The organism is Pseudohongiella sp. O18, from assembly GCF_021729085.1.
Classification (GTDB): domain Bacteria; phylum Pseudomonadota; class Gammaproteobacteria; order Pseudomonadales; family Pseudohongiellaceae; genus Pseudohongiella.
Genome location: NZ_JAJSAR010000002.1, coordinates 999,702 through 1,024,656 on the forward strand (window position 1 = coordinate 999,702; position 24,955 = coordinate 1,024,656).

At 55.9% G+C, this 24,955-nt stretch carries 21 protein-coding genes; 10 read left to right on the forward strand and 11 right to left on the reverse strand.

The features are described from left to right. Window positions 1-22 precede the first annotated feature (22 nt). Together nth and LVD14_RS11890 are read left to right on the forward strand one after the other, a co-directional pair. Entirely contained in the window at window positions 23-658 is a 636-nt protein-coding gene (gene nth / locus LVD14_RS11885; protein WP_237134285.1) for an endonuclease III, read from the forward strand. A 56-nt stretch (window positions 659-714) separates the two neighbouring features. Beyond that, the gene (locus LVD14_RS11890) at window positions 715-1,584 is read left to right on the forward strand and encodes a glycosyltransferase family 2 protein (protein WP_237134286.1); all 870 of its coding nucleotides are present in this window, start codon (window positions 715-717) and stop codon (window positions 1,582-1,584) included. Here LVD14_RS11890 and LVD14_RS11895 read toward each other — a convergent pair. The 4 genes from LVD14_RS11895 to LVD14_RS11910 form a co-directional block, all read right to left on the reverse strand. Beyond that, entirely contained in the window at window positions 1,574-2,392 is an 819-nt protein-coding gene (locus LVD14_RS11895; RefSeq protein WP_237134287.1) for a phytanoyl-CoA dioxygenase family protein, read from the reverse strand. The genes LVD14_RS11890 and LVD14_RS11895 overlap by 11 nt on opposite strands. A 17-nt stretch (window positions 2,393-2,409) precedes the next feature. Beyond that, window positions 2,410-3,624, reverse strand: a complete 1,215-nt coding sequence (locus tag LVD14_RS11900; RefSeq protein ID WP_237134288.1) for an argininosuccinate synthase — start codon at window positions 3,622-3,624, stop codon at window positions 2,410-2,412. A 220-nt stretch (window positions 3,625-3,844) separates the two neighbouring features. Next, window positions 3,845-5,992: a TonB-dependent receptor domain-containing protein gene (locus LVD14_RS11905; RefSeq protein WP_237134289.1), complete on the reverse strand. Its 2,148-nt coding sequence runs from the start codon at window positions 5,990-5,992 to the stop codon at window positions 3,845-3,847. A 290-nt stretch (window positions 5,993-6,282) separates the two neighbouring features. Next, a complete protein-coding gene (locus LVD14_RS11910; RefSeq protein WP_237134290.1) occupies window positions 6,283-7,200 on the reverse strand; it encodes a flagellar protein MotY in 918 nt (305 codons plus the stop codon). Between the two features lie 73 nt (window positions 7,201-7,273). Here LVD14_RS11910 and pyrC point away from each other — a divergent pair, with 73 nt between their 5' ends. Next, on the forward strand, window positions 7,274-8,335 hold the full coding sequence (pyrC, locus tag LVD14_RS11915; protein WP_237134291.1) for a dihydroorotase: 1,062 nt from the start codon (window positions 7,274-7,276) through the stop codon (window positions 8,333-8,335). Further along, window positions 8,328-8,972 carry a ribonuclease T gene (rnt, locus tag LVD14_RS11920; protein ID WP_237134292.1) on the forward strand — a complete coding sequence of 215 codons (645 nt, stop codon included), beginning with the start codon at window positions 8,328-8,330 and terminating at the stop codon, window positions 8,970-8,972. The genes pyrC and rnt overlap by 8 nt, the downstream gene beginning before the upstream one ends. A gap of 206 nt (window positions 8,973-9,178) precedes the next feature. Here rnt and LVD14_RS11925 read toward each other — a convergent pair whose 3' ends face one another. Both LVD14_RS11925 and LVD14_RS11930 read right to left on the reverse strand, forming a co-directional pair. Then, window positions 9,179-10,258 (reverse strand): DUF2235 domain-containing protein, encoded by a 1,080-nt coding sequence (locus LVD14_RS11925; protein WP_237134293.1) that lies wholly within the window; start codon window positions 10,256-10,258, stop codon window positions 9,179-9,181. 35 nt (window positions 10,259-10,293) lie between these two features. After that, entirely contained in the window at window positions 10,294-10,698 is a 405-nt protein-coding gene (locus LVD14_RS11930) for a hypothetical protein (protein ID WP_237134294.1), read from the reverse strand. Between the two features lie 105 nt (window positions 10,699-10,803). On the opposite strand from LVD14_RS11930, the gene LVD14_RS11935 reads away from it, so the two are divergent. Further along, a complete protein-coding gene (locus tag LVD14_RS11935) occupies window positions 10,804-11,970 on the forward strand; it encodes a nucleotide sugar dehydrogenase (RefSeq protein ID WP_237134295.1) in 1,167 nt (388 codons plus the stop codon). 43 nt (window positions 11,971-12,013) lie between these two features. Here LVD14_RS11935 and cysQ read toward each other — a convergent pair whose 3' ends face one another. The 5 genes from cysQ to LVD14_RS11965 all read right to left on the reverse strand — a co-directional run bounded on the left by cysQ (window position 12,014) and on the right by LVD14_RS11965 (window position 18,104). Then, window positions 12,014-13,354 (reverse strand): 3'(2'),5'-bisphosphate nucleotidase CysQ, encoded by a 1,341-nt coding sequence (gene cysQ, locus LVD14_RS15565; RefSeq protein ID WP_317622717.1) that lies wholly within the window; start codon window positions 13,352-13,354, stop codon window positions 12,014-12,016. Then, entirely contained in the window at window positions 13,335-14,387 is a 1,053-nt protein-coding gene (locus tag LVD14_RS11950; RefSeq protein ID WP_237134296.1) for an NAD-dependent epimerase, read from the reverse strand. The genes cysQ and LVD14_RS11950 overlap by 20 nt, the downstream gene beginning before the upstream one ends. A gap of 83 nt (window positions 14,388-14,470) precedes the next feature. Beyond that, a complete protein-coding gene (locus LVD14_RS11955) occupies window positions 14,471-14,977 on the reverse strand; it encodes a hypothetical protein (protein WP_237134297.1) in 507 nt (168 codons plus the stop codon). 1 nt (window position 14,978) lies between these two features. Further along, window positions 14,979-15,809 carry an acid phosphatase gene (locus LVD14_RS11960; protein WP_237134298.1) on the reverse strand — a complete coding sequence of 277 codons (831 nt, stop codon included), beginning with the start codon at window positions 15,807-15,809 and terminating at the stop codon, window positions 14,979-14,981. Between the two features lie 126 nt (window positions 15,810-15,935). Next, window positions 15,936-18,104: a TonB-dependent receptor gene (locus LVD14_RS11965; protein ID WP_237134299.1), complete on the reverse strand. Its 2,169-nt coding sequence runs from the start codon at window positions 18,102-18,104 to the stop codon at window positions 15,936-15,938. A 129-nt stretch (window positions 18,105-18,233) separates the two neighbouring features. Between LVD14_RS11965 and LVD14_RS11970 the strand changes: the two genes are divergently transcribed. The 5 genes from LVD14_RS11970 (at window position 18,234) to LVD14_RS11990 (ending at window position 24,859) form a co-directional block, all read left to right on the forward strand. Continuing rightward, on the forward strand, window positions 18,234-19,346 hold the full coding sequence (locus LVD14_RS11970; RefSeq protein WP_237134300.1) for a PepSY-associated TM helix domain-containing protein: 1,113 nt from the start codon (window positions 18,234-18,236) through the stop codon (window positions 19,344-19,346). A gap of 68 nt (window positions 19,347-19,414) precedes the next feature. Continuing rightward, complete coding sequence (locus LVD14_RS11975) at window positions 19,415-20,323, forward strand: AEC family transporter (protein ID WP_237134301.1); 909 nt, start codon at window positions 19,415-19,417, stop codon at window positions 20,321-20,323. A gap of 98 nt (window positions 20,324-20,421) precedes the next feature. Next, complete coding sequence (locus LVD14_RS11980) at window positions 20,422-22,206, forward strand: WlaTC/HtrL family glycosyltransferase (RefSeq protein WP_237134302.1); 1,785 nt, start codon at window positions 20,422-20,424, stop codon at window positions 22,204-22,206. Between the two features lie 80 nt (window positions 22,207-22,286). Continuing rightward, complete coding sequence (locus LVD14_RS11985) at window positions 22,287-23,048, forward strand: hypothetical protein (RefSeq protein ID WP_237134303.1); 762 nt, start codon at window positions 22,287-22,289, stop codon at window positions 23,046-23,048. A gap of 2 nt (window positions 23,049-23,050) precedes the next feature. After that, a complete protein-coding gene (locus LVD14_RS11990) occupies window positions 23,051-24,859 on the forward strand; it encodes an ABC transporter ATP-binding protein (protein WP_237134671.1) in 1,809 nt (602 codons plus the stop codon). Window positions 24,860-24,955: the final 96 nt, after the last annotated feature.

Below are 24,955 nucleotides of genomic sequence, written 5' to 3' on the forward strand. Positions count from 1 at the left end.
ATCCCTCCGTCCCCTTTTAGCGATGAACAAACAGAAACGCACAGAAATATTCCAGCGACTGCGTGCCGAAAACCCCAATCCGACGACAGAGCTGGAATACAGCAGCACCTTTGAACTGCTGATTGCGGTAATCCTTTCCGCACAGGCCACAGACGTCGGCGTCAACAAGGCCACCCGCAAGCTCTATCCGGTAGCCAATACACCCGAGGCGATTCTGGCGCTAGGCGTTGACGGCCTGAAGTCCTACATCAAGACAATCGGCCTGTTTAACACCAAAGCCGAGAATGTCATCAAGACCTGCCGCGCGCTGGTTGAAAAGCATCAGGGCATTGTGCCATCCACCCGAGAGGAACTGGAGGCACTGCCCGGCGTGGGCCGCAAGACCGCCAATGTGGTTCTCAATACTGCTTTTAAACAGCCGGCCATGGCGGTCGACACACACATTTTCCGCGTCTCCAACCGGACTGGCATCGCGCCCGGCAAAAACGTGCTGGAGGTGGAAAAGCGCCTGATTCGTCTGGTGCCCGCCGAATTTCTGCTGGATGCCCATCACTGGCTTATCCTGCATGGTCGCTATGTGTGCGTGGCACGCAAACCCCGTTGCGGTGCCTGTGTCATTTATGATCTTTGTGAGTACAAAAAGAAAACCGAAGTCTGATATTCTGCAACTGATCGGCCAAATTCACCCAGGGACTGCCCGCCAGTATGACCACCATGACAACTTCTGCAAAACCTGTCGCCAGCGTCATCATCTCCACCTACAACTCTCCTGCCTGGCTGGAGAAAGTGCTTTATGGCTATTTTTATCAGGATCGTCATGACTTCGAGATCGTCATCGCTGATGACGGTTCAACTGAAGAGACCCGCACACTCATTGATGCCATGCGAACAAAGTCACCTGTCCCCATCATCCATGTCTGGCAGCGCGATGATGGCTTTCGCAAGTGTCGCATTCTCAACAAGTGTGTGTTGCACGCCAACGCCGAATATCTGATCTTCACTGACGGTGACTGTATTCCACGCCGCGACTTTGTCAGCACACACCTTGGTTCTGCCGAACCAGGCCTGTTTGTTTCTGGCGGCAGCCTGTTATTGCCAATGCCAACCAGCAAGCTGATCGATCGCGATGATATCGAACAGCAGCGCTGCTTCGACAAACGCTGGCTGTATCAACATGGCCTAAAACCCACCCGCAAAATTCTGCGCATCAGCGCCGGCCCTACCCTGGCTGCGATACTGAATCGCTGCTCGCCCGCTGCGTGCAACTTCAAAGGCTCCAACGCAGCCGCCTGGAAAACCGACGTACTGGCGGTCAACGGCTTTGACGAGCGCATGGCCTATGGAGGCGAAGATCGGGAGTTTGGTGTGCGACTGCGCAACCGTGGAATCAGAGCACGCGACGTCAAGTACAGTGCGGTGCTGGTTCACCTGGATCACGCCAAAGGTTATCGGGACCCTGCCCTGATGGCGCAGAACAAAAATCTGAGGAAACAGGTGGAACGCGAGCGGATTACGCGCACGGATTTTGGTATCCAGCAACTGGTCGACGCGGGTTATACGGCAGACGCCGGCTCTACCCAATAGATCGACGCAGTTTGTTTACAACGCGGCGTAGCAGGCTCGGAGTCGGCGGCAAACCTGACTCTGCAGGCTCGACATAAGGTTCAAATGTCACCCACTCCGGCTCGCGAATATGCGGTTTGTCCGCCGTACTGCGCATCGGTATATAGTACTGACAATCCGCAAAATAATAGTGCGTCACCTGCGAATGCCGGCTCAATGTCGGATCCGTCTGAGGCGCACCGCCATGAATCAGATTGGCATGCCAGATCAGCGCCTCACCCTTGCGGATAGTGCCAAGCTGCGGCTTCAGACCATTCAGCTCAATGTGCTCGCGCATCATCTCTTCGTATTCACGGTAATGCTCGTAACCCGGCTCCAGGCCAAAGTCCTGCATCGACATTTCTGGCAGCTTGTGACTGCCAGGATAATAAATCAGTGGTCCGTTGTCCGGCGTAATATCTTCCAGCGCCACCCACACTCCCGCCATGTAACCATGCGGCAGACTGTTAAAGTGGATGGTGTCAGAGTGTGCGGCCTGGCGCGTGCCAGTGGGAAAGTTCAGGGTCTGAAATGGCCGCGCGCGGCGGCCCAGCAGTTGCTCCAGCGCCTGCAGCACATTGTCATGCACTGCCAGCTGCCGGACCTCATCCACGCGCTTCCAGAGATCCTGCAAGCGCGTGGGAAAAGTAGGATTGGCCTGAAAAGCAGGATCGTAGTGCACAAACACCTTCTCCTTCAGATCGTCAACAAACGCCTCATCCAGCCCCGGGTCAAACACCAGAAACCCCTGCTCATGAAACTGCGCAATCTGTTCCTGTGCCAGAACCATCCTGGGCCTCCGTACACTTATACTTTTCTGCCTTTATTCGCCGCGATTCTTAATCTCAGCGCATTGAGCTTGATGAAGCCGCCTGCATCTGCCTGATTATAGGCGCCAGCATCATCCTCAAAGGTAGCGATATTCACATCGAACAGCGAATCTGCCGACTCACGACCTACCACGATGACGTTACCTTTGTAGAGCTTCAGACGCACGGTACCGTTGACGTACTGCTGAGAGTAGTCGATCAGCTGCTGCAGTGCTTTACGCTCGGGGGCAAACCAGTAGCCGTTGTAGACCAGTGATGCATATTTTGGCATCAGCTCGTCTTTCAGGTGGGCCAGTTCGCGGTCCAGTGTCACTGATTCAATGGCGCGGTGTGCTTTCAGCATTACGGTGCCACCGGGTGTTTCGTAGCAGCCGCGTGACTTCATGCCAACGTAGCGGTTCTCGACCAGGTCGGCACGACCGATGCCATTGGCGCCAGCAACCTTGTTCAGGTGCGCCAGCACGGTAGCAGGTGACATTTTTTCTCCGTCGATAGCTACAATGTCGCCCTTCTCGTAGCTCAGTTCGATATAGGTCGGTGTATCCGGAGCGTTTTCGGGAGATACCGACCACAGCCACATGTCTTCTTCCGGCTCGGCACCCGGATTCTCCAGGATGTCACCTTCGTAGGAGATGTGCAGCAGGTTGGCATCCATGGAGTATGGAGACTTCGTGCCGCGCTTTTTCTCAACCGGGATGTTGTGCTCTTCACAATAGGCCAGCAGCTTGTCACGAGAAGTCAGATCCCATTCACGCCAGGGGGCAATCACCTGAATGCCGGGTTTCAGCGCGTAGGCACCCAGCTCGAAGCGCACCTGATCGTTACCCTTACCTGTGGCACCGTGGGCGATCGCATCGGCGCCGGTTTCGTTGGCGATTTCAACCAGACGTTTGGCAATCAGAGGACGGGCGATTGAGGTACCCAGCAGGTATTCGCCTTCATACAGGGCGTTGGCACGGAACATCGGGTTCACGAAATCGCGCACAAACTCTTCGCGCAGATCTTCGATATAGATTTCCTTGATGCCCATGGCCTTGGCTTTTGCGCGCGCCGGCTCCAGCTCTTCACCCTGACCCAGGTCAGCGGTAAAGGTGACAACCTCACACTGGTAGGTTTCCATCAACCACTTGGCGATGACCGAGGTATCCAGGCCGCCGGAATAGGCCAATACCACTTTTTTGATGCCAGACATGCTGTGCTGCTCCAATTGAAAGGGATGAAAAAACAGGGCGGCAATTGTAGCAGATAAAAAGGCGGCGCTTAAGTCAGGGCTGGTCCGGGCCTGATCAGGCAAAAAAAGGCCAGCCTGACGGCTGGCCTGAAATTCCCGAGGGAACACTCCGCTCACGGAAGGATGGCACAAAGCGTTTGAAGGACCCACAGGGCCTGCGGGTCCTTTTCGACAGCGGTCGTCAGAAGTCCATCTTGAAGCCGGCGCTGACGTTGCGGCCCGGCATCGGGATCACATCTGCCAGGAAGGAAGACGCATTGCGTACTTCCTCGTCCAGCAGGTTGCTGGCACGCAGGAACAGGTTGTAGCGGCCATTCTCGTCAAAGCTGTGGCTGACGCTCAGATTAACCATCTTGTAGTCATCAACACCGGCTTCAAACGCGGCCGTGCGCTGCTGTTTGCCGCTGCGGTAGAACTCCAGCTCTGCGCTGGTCCGCGAAGCCACCTGGGCGTCCAGACGCACACCAACGCGACGCGGCGGGATTCGTGGCAGACGATCTGCAGTGTCTTCCAGCCCGACGCGTACGTAGTCACTGAACACCTCAGCTGCAAAATGGTCATTGAAGCGGTAGGCAAGCTCTGCCTCGTAGCCGGTGAACTTCGCATCACGCTGGGTGTACTTCACCAGACGAAATTCTTCGTACTGATCCAGCGTCCTCGCATAGATATAGTTGTCTACATTGTTGCGGAACAGGTTAAAACTGTAGGTCACCGGACCGGTCACCTTGCGCAGACCCAGTTCGATGTTGTCGGCCGACTCCTTGCGCAGCGGCTGATTATTCTCGAGACCACCACAGGTCAGCGGATCGGGAATCAGACCACACTCGAAGGTATTGGTCGCCACGTGAATGCCACGTGAGTACAGCTCCTGTGCGTGCGGCAGGCGCTGGGCACTGGCGTAGGTAGCAGACAGAATGATGCCGTCGCCCGCTTCCCAGATCGCCGAACCCGACCATGAACTGGCAGAGTCACTGAATGCCGGGCGACCACGCGGGTCATTGACCGGACGGTGTTTCTGACGGTCATAACGCGCGCCAGCTTCCAGATGCCAGGCATCGCTCAGCTGGAAGTGCTCAACAACAAAGACACCCGTTGCTTCAGATTCGATGGTCGGCAGGAATGGCGACTCGCCCTGCGAGCTGAACTCGGTATCAGAAACCTGCACACCGAACAGACCCTGCCACCCCATCAGTGAGGCATGATCAAACTCGATCCGCGCTTCGTAACCTTTATTGAAAAAGGCCGAACCTACTTCCTCTTCTTCAATTTCGTAGTGCTCGTAATCTGTGTTGCTGGCACGGAAGCGGACCTTGTTGATGCCCGGCAGTGGCGCCAGCAGCTCGCCACGAAGATCGACACGCTTGCTGGTCAGATCAATGAACGGGACACCATGCTCGTGGTCGTGTTCATAGCCATGATCATCGTGATCGTCGTCGTGTTCTTCATGATCGTCATCGTGAACATCTTCGTCATGATCGTCGTGCCCTTCACAGTGAAGATGGTCACCGTGCGGATGACAGTCCCCGAATTCCTCGCTGTGCCCGGGAATACCGTAATCATCTTTGCGGTAGGAATAGGAAAGGCCAATAAAGCCACGCTCCCCTATCCACGATGCGCCCACACTGGAATTATTGCTGTCGGCAAAGGTGCCTTCGACACGGGCCTCATCCCAGTTGGGCGCCTCGTAATCATCTTTTTTGACCATAGAAGTTTCAAAATGCACGGCAATGTTGTCAGTCGCACGACTGGTCAGGCTGATCGCACCCGCACGTTCATTGGCCACAGTATTGCCACGCAGCGCCACAAATCCATCATAGGTCTGGCCACCGTCTGCTCCCGGCATGGTGGATGGGATCTTGTCATCCAGCACGTTCACTACACCACCAATCGCGCCGCCGCCGTAGAGCAGCGTTGCCGGGCCACGCAGCACTTCAACACGCTGCGCAAGAATCGGGTCGACGGCAACCGCATGGTCTGGCGAAACATCAGAGGCATCGAGCACATTGCTGCCATCCGACAGCACTTTGGTGCGCGGCGTGGTCTGCCCGCGGACGACCGGTCGGCTGGAGCCTCCGCCAAAACTGTCAGCATGCACACCGGTCAGACCATTCAGCAGATCTCCCAGGGTGCCACCACGACTCAACAACTCATCTGAATCCAGCACACTGAATGGCGCCACAATCAGATCGGCGCTCTCGGTCACACCCAGCGCCGTGACCCGGATCTCGGTCACATCTTCGGTTTGTGCCTGGGCGGCGCTTCCTGCGGCCGCAGTAATTCCGGCAACGGCCATGGCTATTGCAACGCTCAGCGGTGTTTTATTGTTCATTCTCAGTGATCCCTGTCATTTCAGTTTCAATATCAGCGCACCCAGGGGCGCGAGTATGAGTATCGCCTGGCTGGACATGGTGTAATCAGGCAACTGACGCAGGATGATACAGCATATCATTTGATAGTGACAAGACGTTATATCATCACAAGACAAATGAATGGCAACAGGCAAGATAAGATCGCCAGATGATGTGGCATCAGGTACCGGCGAGGTTTCTGGACTTATTATCAGTGTTCGGCGTAGGAAGAAAGGGCCGAACAATCGCACCTGTTCAGGTCAGTCCCAGGTCAGTCGTCGTCGGCATGGCGATGCAGGCGCAGCGTGACACGCCGGTTGCGGTCGCGGTCTTCGGCTGACTGCTCATTGCGCACAATGCGGAACTGGGGGGTGGAACCAAAATAACGGGTGGTGAGCATGTTCTCGTCAATGCCCTGCTCGATCAGATAGGTCTGCACGGCAAAGGCACGGATGCGTGACAGCTCAAGGTTGTCGCGGGCGTTACCGGCGCTGTCAGTGAAACCATTGATATCAACAGCATGAACACCGGGATCAGCTTTCATGTAGGTGACAATGTCATCCAGCTGCGCGCGCTGCTCGTCACTCAACTCGCGCTGACCCGTGGCCCAGAACACTGTGGATCGCTCAATCTGACCAAAATTGACCGGCAGCAGGTTGCCCTGACACTGATGGTACTCAGCATAGGCCTCACCGAATCGAACCGGCGAAATACCCACGTGCACTGATTCGGTATCACTGAACCACGCTCTGCGCATCAGGGTGGGCACCATGCCGCGACCCAGTTCCGCGATCAGCAGCTGGCTTTGCGCAGCATCCATGACCACCGGCTGTCTGGAGCGCTGCACGTCCACGTATGCCAGATCACGCACTTGAAGGTCCTGGCGCCAGCGCGGTGGCTGCGAGGTCAACAGCGCCCTGCCTTCCTGCATGGGGCTGTTCGGAGACCGCAGATAAAAACGCATGGACTCACCGGCCTGATGATAGAACACGGCGGTACCAAAATTGGGAATCTGCTGAATCAGAGAACATTCGAAGATAGAGGTATCAACACTCCAGCCATCTTCGCCCAGATCAGGATAAAAAGAAGACACTGACCCGGCGTGCACCGATGTCGACAGCACTTGTGATGCCAACGACACCGCTGCCGCAGTGAGCATTACAGGCCAAGATAGGATAAACTTGCGCATTCGAGTCATTCGCCCGCCGAGTCAATGTCTTTCTACATCCCCTGACATCGGCCACAGTCACAGAAACTTTACTATGCAGACACTGACAATCACCCGCCCCGACGACTGGCACCTGCACCTGCGCGACGGCGACGTGTTACAAGACCTGGTCGGCCACACTGCCAGCCAGTTCGCCCGGGCCATCGTCATGCCCAATCTGAAACCACCTGTCACCACCACCGAAGCGGCCCTGGCCTATCGCCAGCGCATTCTCGCGGCGCGGCCGGCAGGCAACAGCTTTGAACCGCAGATGACACTTTACCTCACCGATCAGCTCGGCCCTGAGGAAGTGCGCAAGGCGCACGAGAGCGGCTACGTGCGCGCCGTTAAATACTACCCGGCCGGCGCCACCACCAACTCTGAAAGCGGCGTCACTGCGATAGAAAAAGTCTACCCGGTGCTGGAAACCATGGCCGAGATTGGCATGCCGCTGCTGGTGCATGGCGAAGTTACCAACAATGAAGTCGATATCTTCGACCGTGAGAAAATGTTCATCGATAACATACTGGCGCCGCTGCGCCAGCGCTTCCCCGAGCTGCGCGTGGTGCTCGAACATATTACCACCGCCGATGCGGCGCAGTTTGTCCGCGGCAGCGAAGGTGAGCTGGCGGCCACCATCACACCGCAACACCTGATGTACAACCGCAACCACCTGCTGGTCGGGGGTGTGCGCCCACATCTGTACTGCCTGCCAATCCTGAAGCGCAATGTGCACCAGCGCGCCTTGCTGGAAGTGGCCATCAGTGGCGACTCACGTTTCTTCCTGGGTACCGATTCCGCGCCGCACGCTCGGCCCACCAAGGAGACCGCCTGCGGCTGTGCCGGCTGCTACAGTGCCCACGCTGCCATTGAGCTTTATGCCGAGATCTTTGAGGACGCCGGCGCGCTGGACAAGCTCGAGGCCTTTGCATCTTTCCACGGGCCGGACTTCTACAAACTGCCACGTAACAGCGACACCATTACCCTCGAACGCAAGGAGTGGCAGGTGCCAGCCACTTACCCCTTCGGCGATGGCACGCTGGTACCGCTGCGTGCTGGTGAAACCATGCGCTGGCGTCTTGTCGGTTCCGTCACAGGGAGCAGTGCCAATGCATGATCACGACGATAACGACTCAACAGAAAGCCCACTGGGTAATCGCTTTCGAGGCTACCTGCCGGTAGTCGTGGATATCGAATGTGGCGGCTTCAATGCCAAAACCGATGCCATTCTGGAAATTGCTGCGGTCATTCTGGGCATGGACGAAAAAGGCAAACTGCTGCCTGAGCAGACGCACTTTCATCGTGTCATCCCCTTCCCCGGCGCCAATATTGAAGAGGCCGCGCTCAAGTTTACGGGTATCAATCCCTACCATCCCTTGCGCATAGCCCGTAACGAAAAAGATGTGTTTGGTGACCTTTTCAAAGTCATCCGCACAGCCATGAAAACACATGGCTGCAAACGCGCGATTCTGGTGGCGCACAACGCCCACTTCGATCACGGTTTTATCAATGCCGCCACTGCGCGTCATGACCTCAAGCGCAACCCTTTCCACCCCTTCTCAAGCTTTGACACTGCCACGCTCAGCGGCCTGGCCTACGGACAGACCGTGCTGGCCCGCGCCTGCGAAGCGGCCGGCATTGAGTTTGATACCAAGTCGGCACATTCGGCGAAGTATGATGCGGAACGCACCGCTGAACTTTTTTGCGGCATCGTCAACAAATGGCAGTCATTAGGCGGCTGGCCTTTGAAGTAGTCGAACGTCCCAGGACGCTGACATGCAGCAAGGTTCTGCTCGATAGATGTTACTCAGAGATACGAACGTTTCGAGGGAAATGACAATAATTGGCACTACATCAAGAACGTTTCAGGGCGTTGTCAGGCAAGGCAAAATTGCGGCGCGAAAGGGGAGTTTACAAACCCGTAAATGAGTATTTCGCGCCGCGATTTTAACGCCGCATGTCAGCGTCCTGGGACGTTCACCAAATTGACAGGAGGCTCTTCCGGCCTGCTGGGAGCCTCCCATCTTTTTGACACGCTCGGGTGTATGGCTTCGCCCGGCGCGCCGGTGAGGATCTCGCGGGGGCCGGCGCGGCCCAGCAGTGGTGCCCGGTACATGGGCGACAGCGAACAGCGCAGCTCGCCAAACACATTGGGGTCTATGCGCTGCTGCACGTAGTCGTGATTAATCAGCAGGCCGTGCTGTTCGGCTTTTTCCAGCATCCACTTCAGAGCGATATCTGACAGGCCGGCATCCACGTATCCGCCACCCACATTCGAGTGCACGCCAGCAAACCAGACCTGTTCAATATTCTGAATCTGCTGCGGCAGTGGCCATTGCCACAGCGTCGGCTGAAATGGCGCGCGTTTTTCGTTGATGGCCAGCGCGTGATAGGCATTCAGGATATTGGTTCCCAGCCGTGCGTTATGAAAGCCATGCCGACGCCGCGTGAGCCAGCCGACAGGTCCGCGCGTGGGCAGACCCAGGGCGCCAACCGTATCCCAGACACCGATAAAATGCACCGTGCCATCATTACTGTAATGGCGGGCACGAAAGTTCCGTGTGGCGATGTTCCGCGCAGGTCCGGCTGACATCCTATAGATGCGCGTCGCCTGCCGGCTTATCTGGGCAGCCTGTTGAGCGTTGGGAGGCGTAAATCGAGGTGTGTCAGGCGATACCTGTCTGGGTATGCCGCACACATCCAGAAGACCAGCCAGGCTGCGCGCGGCAAAGGCGCCCCTGCTGAAGCCGATCAGAAACAGGCGATCGCCGTCCCGATAGTGCTGCATCAACCAGGCGTAGGCCTGACGCATATTGCCGAACAGGCCTCGTCCGGCCACCCCGCCCCAGATCTTGTCAATACGCCCAGCGGTACCGACTCCGGCATCGTAGTAACGCAGCTGTTTATCGTCGCCGCCGGCAGAGTCATCAATCGCCGCCGCACGCACCATTTTCACAACATTGCTGGGCACCACCCTGTCCTGGTCACGCTGACCGGGCTGATTCCAGGTGCCATCCAGGGCTATCAGTATGTTTCGCATGGTCTCGCCTCCTATTGGAGGTTATAGACCACCGATCAATGTGCTGCGTAATTTTTTTCGTCGATGTCTGCCGGACCGGCGAGGAAGTTAATCTGACGTTTCACCGAGGCCCTTTCGTCTCTGGTGATATAGGCACTGCGGGCCAGGCGAATAAAGTATTCCGAGAAGTCATGAACCTGCTCACACGCACGCAGGGCGTCCTCAATCTCCCACAGGGCTTCATTCATACCCTGCAGCTCCTCAAGCAGCGGCTGCAGTGCCGGATTGGTCAACAACGCGGAGCCCGTCAGCTCCAGCGCCGCCAGTTCCTGCTCCACATTGAGCAAATTGTCCGTGTCGTCCATGCGTTGCTGCTTGATGCGCAAAATACTGATCCTGTCGACTAGCTCGCCGGCCAAGACCGGTGCGCGATAGAAATTGCCTGGCTCAGCCATGCTCATATCCCCTTGCTTCCGTCCTGTCCCAAGCGTAGCACAATCGCCACAAGCTCGTGCTAAACTCAGCGAATTACCAATAACACGCGTCAGGCAGGAGAAACATTCAGGATGAAAATTACGATTGCGGGCACCGGTTACGTGGGACTGTCCAACGCGGTGCTGCTGGCACAGCACCACCAGGTAACAGCGCTGGATATCATGCCCGAAAAAGTCGCCATGATTAACGCCGGCCAAAGCCCGATCGTAGACGCTGAAATTGAAGATTTTCTGGCAAACCGCACCCTGCACCTCACCGCCACACTGGACAAGCAGCAGGCCTACGAAGACGCCGACTTTGTCATCATCGCCACGCCCACCGATTACGACCCTGACACCAACTACTTCAACACCACATCGGTCGAGTCGGTCATCCAGGACGTCATGCGCATCAACCCTAATGCCGTGATGGTCATCAAATCGACCGTGCCAGTTGGCTATACCGCGGACGCGCGTGAGCGTTTTGGTACGGATAATCTGATTTTCTCGCCAGAGTTTCTGCGCGAAGGCCGCGCCCTGTATGACAACCTGCACCCCAGCCGCATTATCGTCGGTGAACGATCAGAACGTGCGCAGCAGTTTGCGGATCTGCTCAGAAGCAGCTCCTTAAAACCCGATGCAGCCGTGCTGCTGATTGACTCCACCGAAGCGGAAGCCGTCAAACTGTTCAGCAACACCTACCTGGCCATGCGCGTTGCCTACTTCAACGAACTGGACAGCTACGCAGCCACGCACGGGCTCAACACGCGCCATATCATCGATGGCGTCTGCCTGGACCCGCGCATCGGCAATCACTACAACAACCCCTCCTTTGGTTATGGCGGTTACTGTCTGCCCAAAGACACCAAACAACTGCTGGCCAACTACGAAGACGTACCGCAAAACCTGATTCGTGCCATCGTCGATTCCAACACCTCTCGCAAAGACTATATCGCCAACGCCATCATCGCCAGACAACCTAAAACCGTGGGGGTTTACCGGCTGATTATGAAGGCCGGCTCCGACAATTTCCGCGCCTCCAGCATCCAGGGCATCATGAAGCGCATCAAGGCCAAAGGCATCCCGGTGGTGGTTTATGAACCGGAGCTGGATCAGCCAGAATTCTTCAAGTCCCGGGTCACCCACGACCTGGAATCCTTCAAGGCTGAGTGCGACATCATCATCGCCAACCGTATGACAGAGCTGTTGGCGGATGTGGCAGACAAGGTCTATACGCGTGATCTGTTTGGTAGCGACTAAAGGGGACGGAGGGAAATCATTTGCCTGAATGAGGTGAACCCGGTCAGGCACAAGCCAGAAAATTCGGATTTTCAAATCCAGGTTTGCCGTAGCCTAGTTCACGCCCGGCCCGCAGCGTATCAGCAACGGAACCGTTCAGCACCATCAGGCGGCCTCCAGCCGCGCGCAGGACCGCGTGGCCGGCGGCGGTATCCCACTCCATGGTGCGGCCCAGGCGTGGATACAGGTCGCCCTCGCCCGCTGCAATCAGGCAGATTTTCAAGGAGGAACCTACCAGTCGCCAGTCCGCCACAGCCTGGCCCTCCAGACGCTTGTGCAGGGCATCATAGTCGCCATGGGAGCGGCTGGTAAGCACTACAGCACCAGCGTCAGGTATATCTCTTACAGAAATTTCGCGTTTTGCATCGGCATCCACAATAAATGCGCCATCTTTTTCACTGCCAGCAAACACGGTGTCTGTTACCGGCGCATACACCACGCCCAGAATGGGAGCCCCATCCTGTATCAGCGCAATATTGACCGTAAATTCTCCATTGCGGCTGACAAACTCCTTGGTGCCATCGAGTGGATCAACCAGCCAGAACTGTCGGCCTGGCGACACCTGTTTGCCCGCGGCCATGGCCTCTTCTGCAACAATGGGAATATCCGGTGTCATCTGTCGCAGCGCCGCGGCGATGACCGCCTCTGCGCGCTCATCAGCGGCCGTCACCGGAGAGTCATCGCGCTTTTCATGAACGGCAAAATCAGTGGCGTAGATTTTCATGATCACGTCACCGGCATGACGGGCGACCGCGATCAGTTCTTCAAGTAACCAGGTCTGATTCATCGCTTTATCTCCCGCTTCAGTTGAAGCCAGCAGAATCTCCATCACACGCGAAGCTGACTGCTCCGGTGACTCTGCGTCAGTGCGTATGGCAAGTGCCGGATCGACCGGCACCTCGTAGGGGGCATCAATGCCGGTAAAGTGTGTGAGTTCGCCGCGTCGCGCCCGCTTATACAAGCCCTTGGGGTCACGAGCCTCTGCCACCGATAAAGGTGCATCCACGAATATCTCGATAAAGTCGGCACCACTGGCCTCGATTATCTTACGGGCTCTGTCCCTGTCAGCCTGCAGCGGCGAGATCAGCGCCACCAATACAAGTTGACCGAATTGACTCTGTTCGCTGGCCAGCACTGCGACCCGGCGCACATTTTCGGCACGGTCTTCCGGAGTAAACCCCAGATCACGACAAGGACCTGCGCGCAGTTCATCGCCATCCAGCGTCACGACCGGCAGCGACTGTTCCCGCATCAATGCCGCAACCCGTTGCGACACTGTGGTCTTGCCCGCACCGGACAGACCCGTAAACCAGACAACAGTGGGCTTAAACTTTAAAGAACTCACGATACCAGGCCACAAAATTATCGATGCCCTGCTGCACAGGCGTTGATGGTTTGTAGTCCATATCCTCAACCAGATCATCGACGTTTGCAAAGGTCGCTGGTACATCACCGGCCTGCAGCGGCAGATATTCTTTCTCTATCGTGACGCCAAGTGCTTTCTCAATCGCCTCAATAAAATCCAGCAGCTTTACGGTGTTGTTGTTGCCGATGTTGTAGATCTTGTAAGGCGCAGACGAGCTGCCGGGATTGGGGTCGGCGCCCGACCAACTGGGATCGGCAGAGGCCGGATTGTCGATGACGCGGACCACACCTTCAATGATGTCATCGATATAGGTAAAGTCCCGGCGCATATTGCCGTGGTTAAACACTTTGATGGGCTCGCCTGCCAGCGCCGCCTTCGTGAAAAGGAACAGCGCCATATCCGGTCGTCCCCACGGCCCATAAACGGTAAAGAATCGCAGCCCGGTGGTGCGGATTCCAAAAAGATGCGAGTAGGTATGTGCCATCAGCTCATTGGACTTTTTACTGGCCGCGTACAGACTGATGGGGTGGTCTACATTATGTGTGGTGGCAAATGGCAGTGCCTCGTTCAGGCCATACACAGACGAGCTAGACGCGTAAGAGAGGTTCTTCACACCAAAATGACGGCAGGCTTCCAGCAGATTAATAAAACCAACGATATTGGAGTCAATGTAGGCCTGCGGGTTGGTTAGCGAGTAACGCACACCGGCCTGAGCCGCAAGATTACATACGGCATCAAACTGCTCGGCGGCAAACAGGGTATCAATCGCCTCTTTGTCTTCCAGCTGTAGCTGAATAAACCGGTAGTTGGCAGACGTGGACGATTGGACCAGTTTGCCGTAGGCCAGCGACTCCCGGGCGATGCCCGCCTCGGCCAGTCGGCCATACTTCACATTAACATCGTAGTAGTCGTTGATGTTGTCCAGACCTACGACTTCGTCGCCGCGGGCCACAAGGCGCTGTGCCAGGTGAAATCCGATAAAGCCGGCGGTCCCGGTAACCAGGATCTTCATGATCAACCTTTCCTTGAGTTTGATGGCGGGATTATAAAGCCTGACAGTTTAGCGCGGATTCGTGACAGTTTGCACTTTAAGCCTTATGGCACCGCCGTCTCATCAACCCGATCGTCACGTAATTCATCAGGCACCGGATATTCGGCAACAATCTCATCCACCACCGCCCGGAATGCCGGGGCATAGTTTTGCCGAGTCGCCAGCCAGTTCACCCGCGCAAGGTCGGTTCGCATACTGGCACGCCAGCGCTGCAACCGCGGCTCAAACTCATCACGATCAAACAGCTCACGCTGAAACTGGTAATAGGAATTCTCCCACTCGCGCCATACCCCGGCCAGAAAATAGGCGTACATCACCCCCTCGTCCGGTGCCAAGGGCTCACCGGCATTGGCCTTGGCAATCGCCGCCGCCAGATCAATTTCGGTAGCCACCCATTCGGAGAACATCATCTGTTTTTCGGAGATGGAATCGCGCGTCTGTGAGCGCATCATCTCGGTGTTCTGACGGATCTCAAAGGCCAGGAAGACCATACCCAGAATCACCGCCAGACTGGTGGACAGGTTAAGCCAGTGATGGATTTTGTTGCTCATCTCAGCGTTTAACCTCAATCTGCAGCGCCGCTGCCTCTACCGCACAGTCACGGTTGGTGCCCAGGCCATTACCGCTGAACTGCTCGATTTCACGCGCCGCTCCGGCCATGTCCTCGCGGAAGCTTGCATTGGCATGCAGACGGGCTACTGTGGCTGCACCAACTATCTGCCCCTGGATCACATCCATGGGCCAGTGCACATTACACACCATGCGGCTCTCACCAAAGGCCAGGCCACGCTGCAGAATGGCATCTCCTCGCTCCGGGGCAAGCTCGCTCAGGATGAGTGCCCAGGCCCAGCCGATGGCGGTATGGCCTGAGGGATAGGACCCATCACTGGCCAGGCGTTCCTCCTGTCCTTCTGCACAAATAGGCTGACCGTTAACGACAAATGGACGGGTGCGCTGATAGTGATCCTTGGCGCTGTAGGTTGCCAGTCCGGCATCGGGCAAGGTCCGTCTCAGCAACTGGTAGAGATACGGGGTATCCTGCTCATTGACGGGCATATCCAGAGCGCAGGAGAAGGTGCCGGCTGCGTTGGGGAAACTCAGATCGTTATCCAGGGTGGCCAGATCCCAGCGAGGAGAGCCCCGCAATACCAGCATGTTCTGATTAACAGCCTGTTCCCAGGCAGACGCAGCAGACTCCGACTCGGGCGCCGGTGGAATGATACTCAGGGCATGCGGCAATTCTTCTGGCGCCAGATAACCCACCAGCATACCGGGCCGCCTTTCTGCCACCGGAGCCGGCTGGGCCACTGCCTGGCTGCCAACAACGAGCGAGAGGACGCACGACATCAGCGCGGTGCTCAAGAAACGATTATTATTCTTCATATTGATATCCCCGTGCCATTGATCGCCTCTTTGTCTATTCTGCAGAGGCGCCACAATGGCACGAGTCTATCACGGAGCAGTCCCTGCTCCACAGGCCAGAACGTGTAGTGTCCAGACTCGCAAAGATCAGAACTCGACTGTCAGTCCCGCCTTGATCGTGCGGCCGACCCCCATGGTGTTGTAGCCAGAGTAGGTAAAGGCCTGGGCACGTGCGGGGAAGTAGGCTTCGTTGAACAGGTTCTCGATACCCAGCGAGGCACGCCAGCTATCGCGCCCGTAGCGTGCGCTAAGATTAAAGACGTCATAACCCTCTACTGGTGCTTCGGCACCGGTGTAACGGCCCGTGGCCATGTCAACCGGCACAAAACGGTCGCGGTTCATCACCTTCATCCATTGCGCGCTGGCAGACAGTCCATTACCCAGATCATAATCGGCCCAGGCCGTGAACTTGGGTGGAGAAATCTTGCGCGCGTCCAAATAGACACCGGTATCGGGATCCTGACCTTCGACATATGTGTAAGTGGTGCCCAGATCCAGGTGTTCATTCACCATCAGTCCCAGTGCAACCTCCCAGCCCTCGATTTCCTGAGGCGCACGCACCGGAACATACAGACCGCTTCCGGGCGGATTTTCGACGGTCGCGGTGCCGAGCTCAGATTCACTTTCGTAAATTGCAAACTCGTAGTTGAAGGCGCCAACACGTCCGGAGACACCCAGTTCATAGTGGTCGATAACCGAGGCTTCAGTCTGCACCTGATCCAGGTCAGGCACTGAGGCGGCGCGCAGCAACAGGCCCAGATCGGAAACGTCAAAACCCTGCGAGTAACTGACAAACGGACTGAATGCAGGGCTCACGTTATAGCGCAAACCGGCGTTGTAAGTGGTGTCGCTGTACGACAACTTGCCGCCTTCGACAGGGTTGCCACCGCGGCAGACGTTATTGGCCCCACACATACGCAAGGTGGTGTAATCAGGCACATCAATATCGACACTTTCATCTCGCACGCCGGCTTTCAGCACCCAGTCGCCGATGACAAATTTTGACTGCAGATACAATGCCTCATTACTCATGTCCATTTCCGGCACCCAGCTGCGCCCGTCGGCCAGCGGCTGTGAGGTCACATCATTCAGAATATCGGCGCCATAAATAAAAGTCGTCTCGACCCCATTCAGATCAAACACACTTTCCAGATTCAGGCGCAGCCCTTCTTTCTCGGACAAGATGACTGAATTGCCACCACTAAAACCAGCAGCCGGGTCCGCAAAGGTGGCCGAGTAAAAGAAGACGTTCTCGATTTCCTGAGTATAGGCATCTACTGTCAGACTGGTATTGGCAAACAACTCAGCATCACGGTACTGCAACATCAGGTTGGTATTACCATCCACTCCCTGTGGCTCACCAGGAATGGCCTGACCAGGTGCAGGTTTAACGGCGTAGGTTTTGGTCCCGTCGTTGATGCTGCTGGTCACATCAATCAGCCGCTCCACCTGTTCGGCATCGTAATAATTGGCGGTCAGGCTGAGGGATTTTTCGGCATCAATCTGAAAGCCAAGTTTGCCAAACAGACTTTGTGTGCGCACACCGGACAGTCCGTAAATCGCCTGGCCAATAATGTCGCCCTCGGCATCGCGCTGCAGACCGTTGTCATCCACCGTGGCGTTGAATACATAACTGAACCGACCCAGTGTGCCATCGACGGTAGCGCTGCTGCGGAAGCTGGTACTGTCATCCGATTCCACCTGATTCACGCTCATCTGCTGAGTCAGCTCAACATTAAACGCTTCGCCCCCCGCTTCGCGTGTAATGTAATTGATGATGCCACCGGCCGCACCATTGCCATAAATAGACGTGGCGCCTTTAACCACCTCAACACGCTGCAGCGCAGCCGGGTCAATGGTGCGGACATCCAGGGCGCCGTTTCGCAGCGGCGTTGACTGCGGCACGCCATCAATCATCACCAGCGTGGTCCGGCCACGCAGCGTCTGACCAAAATTACTGGTGCTGTTGGTGGTTGGCGCCAGACCCGGCACCCGAAAACTCAGAATATTCTGCAGCTCGGCCGTCAATTGCAGATCCTGTCGCAAGGCTTCGCTGTCGACCACCGTCACCGACGCTGTCACTTCATCCAGTCGCTCCGGGGTGCGGCTGCCGGTGACAATCAGCTCCACCACCTCATTCTGGTCAACGGCAGATCCGGCTGTCTGTGCCAGCGCGGCACCAGACCATGAGGCACCGATGATGGTCGCGATGGCCGAAGCCAGGCTTAATTGTTTGCTAATGGTTGATGTGTTCATGGTGTCTACTCAGCTCCCTGGTCCACGACATAAAAAGTGGCCGGTATTCTAGAGCGACATTTAAGTGCAATGCAAATCATTATCATTTATACTTGCGATCGCACTTACAACAAGATCAGAACAAAGACCATGACACTGCTTCGAAAACTTCACCTTTACAGCGGACTGGTCCTGTCCCTGGCGCTGTTTCTGATTGCCTTGAGCGGCGCAGCCTTAATCTACAAGAATGATTACTGGGCACTGCGTTACACGCAGGTCAGCAGCCAGGATCTAGTGCCTGCGCCAGAGCAACAGGCGGCCGCTATCGCCAAAGCCTACGCCCTTTTCGGCGACAGGCTGGGCAGCCTGAAAATGCCGGAACCGGATTTAGCCGCCTACCACGTTTATTTGCCAGACCATGAAGAAGCGCTGATCAACCCCGAGACACTGACCGTTATAGATCAGTGGCGGCCACGGCAACGCCTGATGGGTTTTCTGTTTGATATTCATGCCCACCTTATGGCAGGCGATCGCGGTGAGATAGTCGCAGGCATCATCGGTCTTGTCGGCGGACTGATGGCCATCACCGGCCTGATCCTGTGGTGGCCAACTCGCCGGGCGTTTCGCTGGAAACGCCTGTGGCCACGTGACACCTCGCGTGCCAGCCTGCTGGCCTGGCATCGTGACGCCGGCACGCTGCTCAGCCCCCTGCTGTTACTGTTTGTCCTCAGCGGCAGCGCCATGGTGTTCTACACCAGCGTGCAAAAAGGCATGAATGCTCTGTTCGGCGACCCGGTTCCCCAGATTGTGCTCCCCCCCGGTACACTGGTGGACATTACCGACCCGGCACGTCCATTGCCAAGCGCCGATACAATCGCCCGCGTGCAGCAGGCTCTGCCTGATGCCCGATTGATGTTCTACTACGCCGACGCCCTGCCACAGGGTTTTCACCGGTTCCGCCTGAAGCGCGAATGCGAACTGCACCCCAACGGCCTGAGTTTTGTTTACACAGATGCACGCAGCGGTGAGATTGTTGCGGTTAAAGACGCCTGCGCCATGCCGCCCGGCGAACGGTTGACCAATATGATCTACCCGCTGCATGCGGCCAAGACTGGCAGTGAGTTATATCGCGTGCTGGGGCTGGTGACGGCGCTGGTGCTGGCAGGGCTTTCGGTGACGGGAGTGGTGACGTATGGGCAGCGGTTAGTTAGAAGCCGGCAGCGGCGTCTGGCGTTGTCCTATAGAGAAAATGGCGTGTCATAAAAACAGATTCGCCCGTCTGCACTCGTCAAAGCCTTGCTCAATGCGCAATCAAGCCTCATGATGCAGCCATGATTGCCAACGCTCTGGGCCCCGTATTCCTGCTGATACTATTCGGCGCGCTGCTGCGCCGGATCAACTTTCCTGGCGCCGAGTTCTGGCCGGGCATAGAACGCCTGACCTACTACATTGCCTTCCCCGCCCTGCTGGTTCACCGCCTGGCTTTGGCGGATTTTAGCGATGCCGACTTCGGGCGTTTTGCGCTGGTGATTTGCACCGCTCTGCTGCTGACCAGCGCGCTCACCTGGTTGATAAAACCCTGGGCCAGTGACAATGCTGCCGATTTCACGTCCTTGTTCCAGGGTGCCATCCGATTCAACACCTACATCGGCCTGGCCGTTGCCAGTGCGCTGTTTGGCGATGCCGGACTGGTAATTGCCGCAATCGCTGTCAGCATCATGATCCCCCTGGTCAACGTATTAAGCGTCATCTGTTTTTCGCTGGCCACCGACGGCCCGGGCAAATCGCCAGCACAAGTGCTTAGCGGAATACTGAGCAACCCCCTGATTGTAGCCTGCCTGCTGGGCGTGGCACTTAACCTGAGTGGACTGGGCCTGATGGGTAGCTGGATCGAAACCCTGCTGGCAACACTGGGCAGCACTGCCCTGCCCCTCGGCTTGTTGGCAGTAGGCGTTGCCCTTAGCCTGACCACGGTCAAACAGGACTGGCCTATTATTGCCTGCTCCAGTATGTTCAAGTTTGTGGTAATGCCAGGACTGATGCTGGGCCTGGCGACCTGGTGGCAATTGGATCTGCTGAGCCAGCAGGTTCTGCTCCTGCTGGCCTGCCTGCCCACCGCCACCTCCGCTTACATTTTGGCCCGACAGCTGGGCGGCAATGCGCCCATGATGGCCAATATCATCAGCGCGCAGACACTGCTGGCGTTTGTGGTTATTCCAGTGTGGCTGGCGATGGTTTGAGGTATCGGGTCGGGGATAACACGACTAATGCACAATCGACCGCCGCTTGCTAAACTGACTCTCAGTCCAGATGACAAAGCGGAACATCCTACATTGCCATGCCCCAGCCCATTCTCGTTACAGCCTTACTGGACATCGGACGCAATAAATCTCACCCACAATTTCGGCGGCGCTGGTCAGACTACGAGAACAGCCTGAAACGTCTATGCCAACTTGATCTGCCATTTCGCATATACGCAGAGACGCCGCTGCACGCAAAAATCCTCAAGTGGCGCCAGGGTAAACCGACGACACTGATTGCAATTGATCAGGAATACCTCCGTCAGTCTGCCGGGGCAGACCAGATTCAGCGTATCCGCCAGTCAAAGCGCTGGCTGTGCCAGGCTGACTGGCTTCGATATTCACCCATGGCAGAGCTGGATACGTACATCCCTCTCGTTAACTCAAAGATAAAATGGCTGGCCGACGCCGCGAATGAGGGCGGCGCCAACGACCAATTCATCTGGATCGACGCTGGTATTCATATGCACCTTTATACCGGTGAACGGGGCATGGTGTGCGAGGACTTCTTCCGGCAATTCATCCGTGATCCGGCCAAACTGCGAATGCTCGCAAAACCCTACGAAAAAAACACCGAAGTGCACGGCTTCGAACGACATGCGCTGGCAAACTACTGTGGCACCGATTTTGTCGACCGCTGCTGCAGAGGAGGCATTTTCGGTGGCGGAGCGGACACAATTAAGAAGATGGCGCGTCACTTTGATGAACTCCTCGCCGAATCTCTAAACGAAGGCTATCTTGGCACGGAGGAGTGTATTCTTACGGTGCTCTCCTATCGTTACCCTGAGCAATGCGATACGACCCTGATTCAGCAGACTCACGTTGCCGCCCTGTTCAGCGCGCGGACACCGCGATTCAACACCAGACACCTGAGACACCCCTGGCCTGTCTTCAAAGCATTAACGCGGCGCGGTCTAACACAATGGACTCGATGGCGGCGTAATGCCCAGGTTAACAAAATCATGCAACTGCCACCAATAACCGGGCTGGACAAAGACAGTTTCGACCTGCATATCCTGCTTTGTGCCAAAGACGTGATTAATGGGCTCTGGACACTGCGCAGTTTTTTTTATTACAGTGGTCTGCGCCCCTGGCTCGTCATTCACGACGACGGTACATTAACTGACAAAGATCGGCAGCACCTGCTGCAACACTTTCCCGAAGCACGCATCATTGGTTTTCAGCAGGCTCACGATGACATGTCGAGGGCGCTATCCTCACACCCAGCCGCCTTTCGATATCGCATTACGGACTACTCCTGGCCCGCAATTAAACTCCTTGATTTTGCACACTACTCTGGTGGGCGACCATTCATGGTCCTGGATGCTGATGTACTTTTCTTCCGACAACCGATTGAAATGATGCAGGCCATGCAAGAGGGAAAGGGTTTTTTTATGAGTGACTGGCAGGACGCCTACACCTGGCCCGTCGATCGATGGCCGGCCGTGCTGGACACAGAAGGCATCGCGCGCGTCAATGTCGGCCTGTTCTACCTGCCCGATGGGCAACTGTACAATCTGGACTATGTGGATCAGTGCCTGAACGCGTACTACCAACGAGAGCCCTGCCCACGTTCCATCTGGCTCGAGCAGACGGTTTGGGGGGCACTCTTTGCCAGGCTGGGCGCAACCATGCGACGTCTGCCCGACACCTATCAGATTTCCAGGCAACAGCCCCTGACCGCAAACACTCGCAGTCATCACTACGTCAACGATAGTCGCCTGTCGCGTTTGGACTTTGCCAACAAGGGCATACCCTATTTGATACAAAACGATTTTCTGAAACAGGACTCCCTAAACCAGCCTGTCACAGGTGCTGCATGATTCCGATATCTCTCCTATTACTAAGCTGGCAATCTCACCAAACGCTGAAAGCCACGTTGGAAAGCTACCGGAGAAACGGCTTGCTGAATATCACAGATGACAAGTTGATCTACTTTCAGCAGATATCAAAAAAAGATATCAAAATTGCAGAGCAATACGGACTGCAATACTACGGATCAGGCAAAAACATTGGCATCGGTGCCGCCTATCGATTCCTGGCGGAGAGAGCACGCCATCCCTATATCCTTTACCTGCAGAATGACTTTCAACTGATTCACGACGTAAACAATAATCCATCAGAACTGACCGATGGCATTGAACTGCTCAGCCAGCACGAGATTGATGTTGTGCTCTATCGAAGCCGCAGCCGTCCTGGTGAGCCCAACTGGGCGACCGACAATGTGCGAGGCAATGAGGAACGCTGGCAGAGTCATCTGTTCAACTCACTCTATTGGATGGAGAACCCCGAACAAGCCTATCCAGACAAGATTCTGCGCAATGCGGCCAAACCAAACTTTCTGCAGACTACCGCGCGTTATATGAACTACACCGATAATCCGGCGCTGTATCGACGCGACTGGTTACTGGAGACATTGGGCGATTATTTTACGGCCAATGACCCTCATGACATCACTTGGCCAGAGCGTGTCATTCAACCCTGGTGGGAAACTCAGGGCTTTCGTATTGCCCAGGCAGAGGGTCTGTTCGAACACATTCGGTTGGATCGCGGTGGCTGGCAGCGCAGACTGATCATGTGGCCGGTGCCACTGTTAAAAGCCACTGGTCTGTACGATCGTGTACGCACAATGCCGCTTGTTCAATCGCTCAAGGCCAAACTGTGAGCATGTCGCAGGACATCCGGCACCTTTGGTCTCTGCTAAGCGCTGACCAGCGCCGACAGATCATCAAACTGCAGTGGCTAATTCTACTCATGGCACTCATGGAAGTGATCGGTGTTGCCTCAATACTGCCCTTTATGAGCATGGTCAGCAATCCGAATGCGCTCAGTAGCGACTCATTGCTGGCTCAGATTTACCAGGCCAGCGGCGCCGCTTCAGTGGAAACATTCCTGTTCTGGTCTGGCATGGGTGTGTTTGGGCTGTTGGCACTTAGCAGCGTGACCAGCATCGTTACCACCTGGCATATAATCCATACTGGCCAGCGGCTGGGCGCTGACCTCAGCATCAGGCTGTATCAACATTACCTGTTGCAACCCTGGCTGTTTCATTCCACGCATCACAGCGCAGCATTGACCAATAACATTGCCGGTGAGTGTCATCGTGTGATGTCGCAGGTCATCAACCCATTGTTACAGATGAATGCCCGATTGGTCACTGCCAGCCTGCTTCTGCTCACAGTCTTTCTTATCAATCCTGTCGCAGCCAGCATCGGTGCAGTCGCCTTCTTGCTGATTTACGCAATGCTTTTCATGACCGTACGTCGGCGGCTAACACGACTCGGCGAGCAGGCCAGCGCCTCGGGCAGGCGACGTTATCGTTTGATGACAGAGGGATTCGGCGCCATCAAAGAATTGATGCTGCTGGGGCGGCAACCACGCTTTATCAACGACTACAAAAAAAGCGCTCATAACCTGGCGCGTCATCAGGGACACATGAACGCGCTGGCGCAAATCCCGCGTTATCTGGTTGAACTGACCGCCTTTGGCGCCGTCATCATGCTGGTGCTGTATTTGCTGCGTGTCGAAAACGGTGACAGCAGCACCCTGCTGCCACTGCTATCTCTCTATGCGCTGGCAGGCTTTAAACTACTACCTGCTTTTCAGCAGATCTATGCCAGCATGGCGCAGATCCGCAGCAACCTGCCGGCGTTTCATGCCATCAGAAAAGATCTGGAGATTTCGCAGCAATCAACGATATCCATTTCTTGTAAGGGCGAAGCACTGACGCCAAAAAGTGAGATCACTCTGGAACAGGTCAGCCTGACCTACCCAGGCAAAACACAAGCTGCGTTGCAGGGCGTTTCATTAACCATACCGGTTAATCATTCCGTGGCATTTGTCGGTTCGTCAGGCGCTGGGAAAACCACCTGTGTCGACATGATCCTGGGATTGCTGCCGCCCGATAGCGGAACATTAAAAATAGATGGCCAGACGATCACCGACCTCAATCGCCGCAATTGGCAAAACAGTATCGGCTACGTGCCCCAATTCATCTACCTGGCCGATGCCAGCATCCGCGACAATGTTACATTAGGGCTGGATGCAGACGACATTGACGAGCAGCGACTGCGACACGCAGTCAGTCTGGCCCAAATTCAAGACTTTGTTAATCAGCTACCAGACGGGCTCGACACCTTGGTCGGTGAGCGGGGTGTACAACTATCCGGCGGGCAGCGCCAACGGATCGGCATCGCTCGAGCGCTGTATCACGACCCTGCTGTGATAGTGCTCGACGAAGCCACCAGTGCGCTGGACAACATCAGTGAGCGCCATATTATGGACGCCATCGCTGACCTGAAGCAGCAAAAAACTGTCATCATAATCGCTCACCGGTTAAGCACCGTGCAGCACTGCGATACGATTTATGTGATGGATCATGGGCGGCTTGTGGGTGAAGGTACGTATGAAGAACTAAGCCACAATAACTGTGTTTTTAAGGCGCTATTGCAGCGACTCACAGCAACAGCGCAATGAGTCAGCATTCAATTATCCAAATGAATGCGGACGTGTTGGAGCAATTTCGTCATTAATTTTTGGCAGACACTGAATAGGCAGAGTGTAAATGGCCTG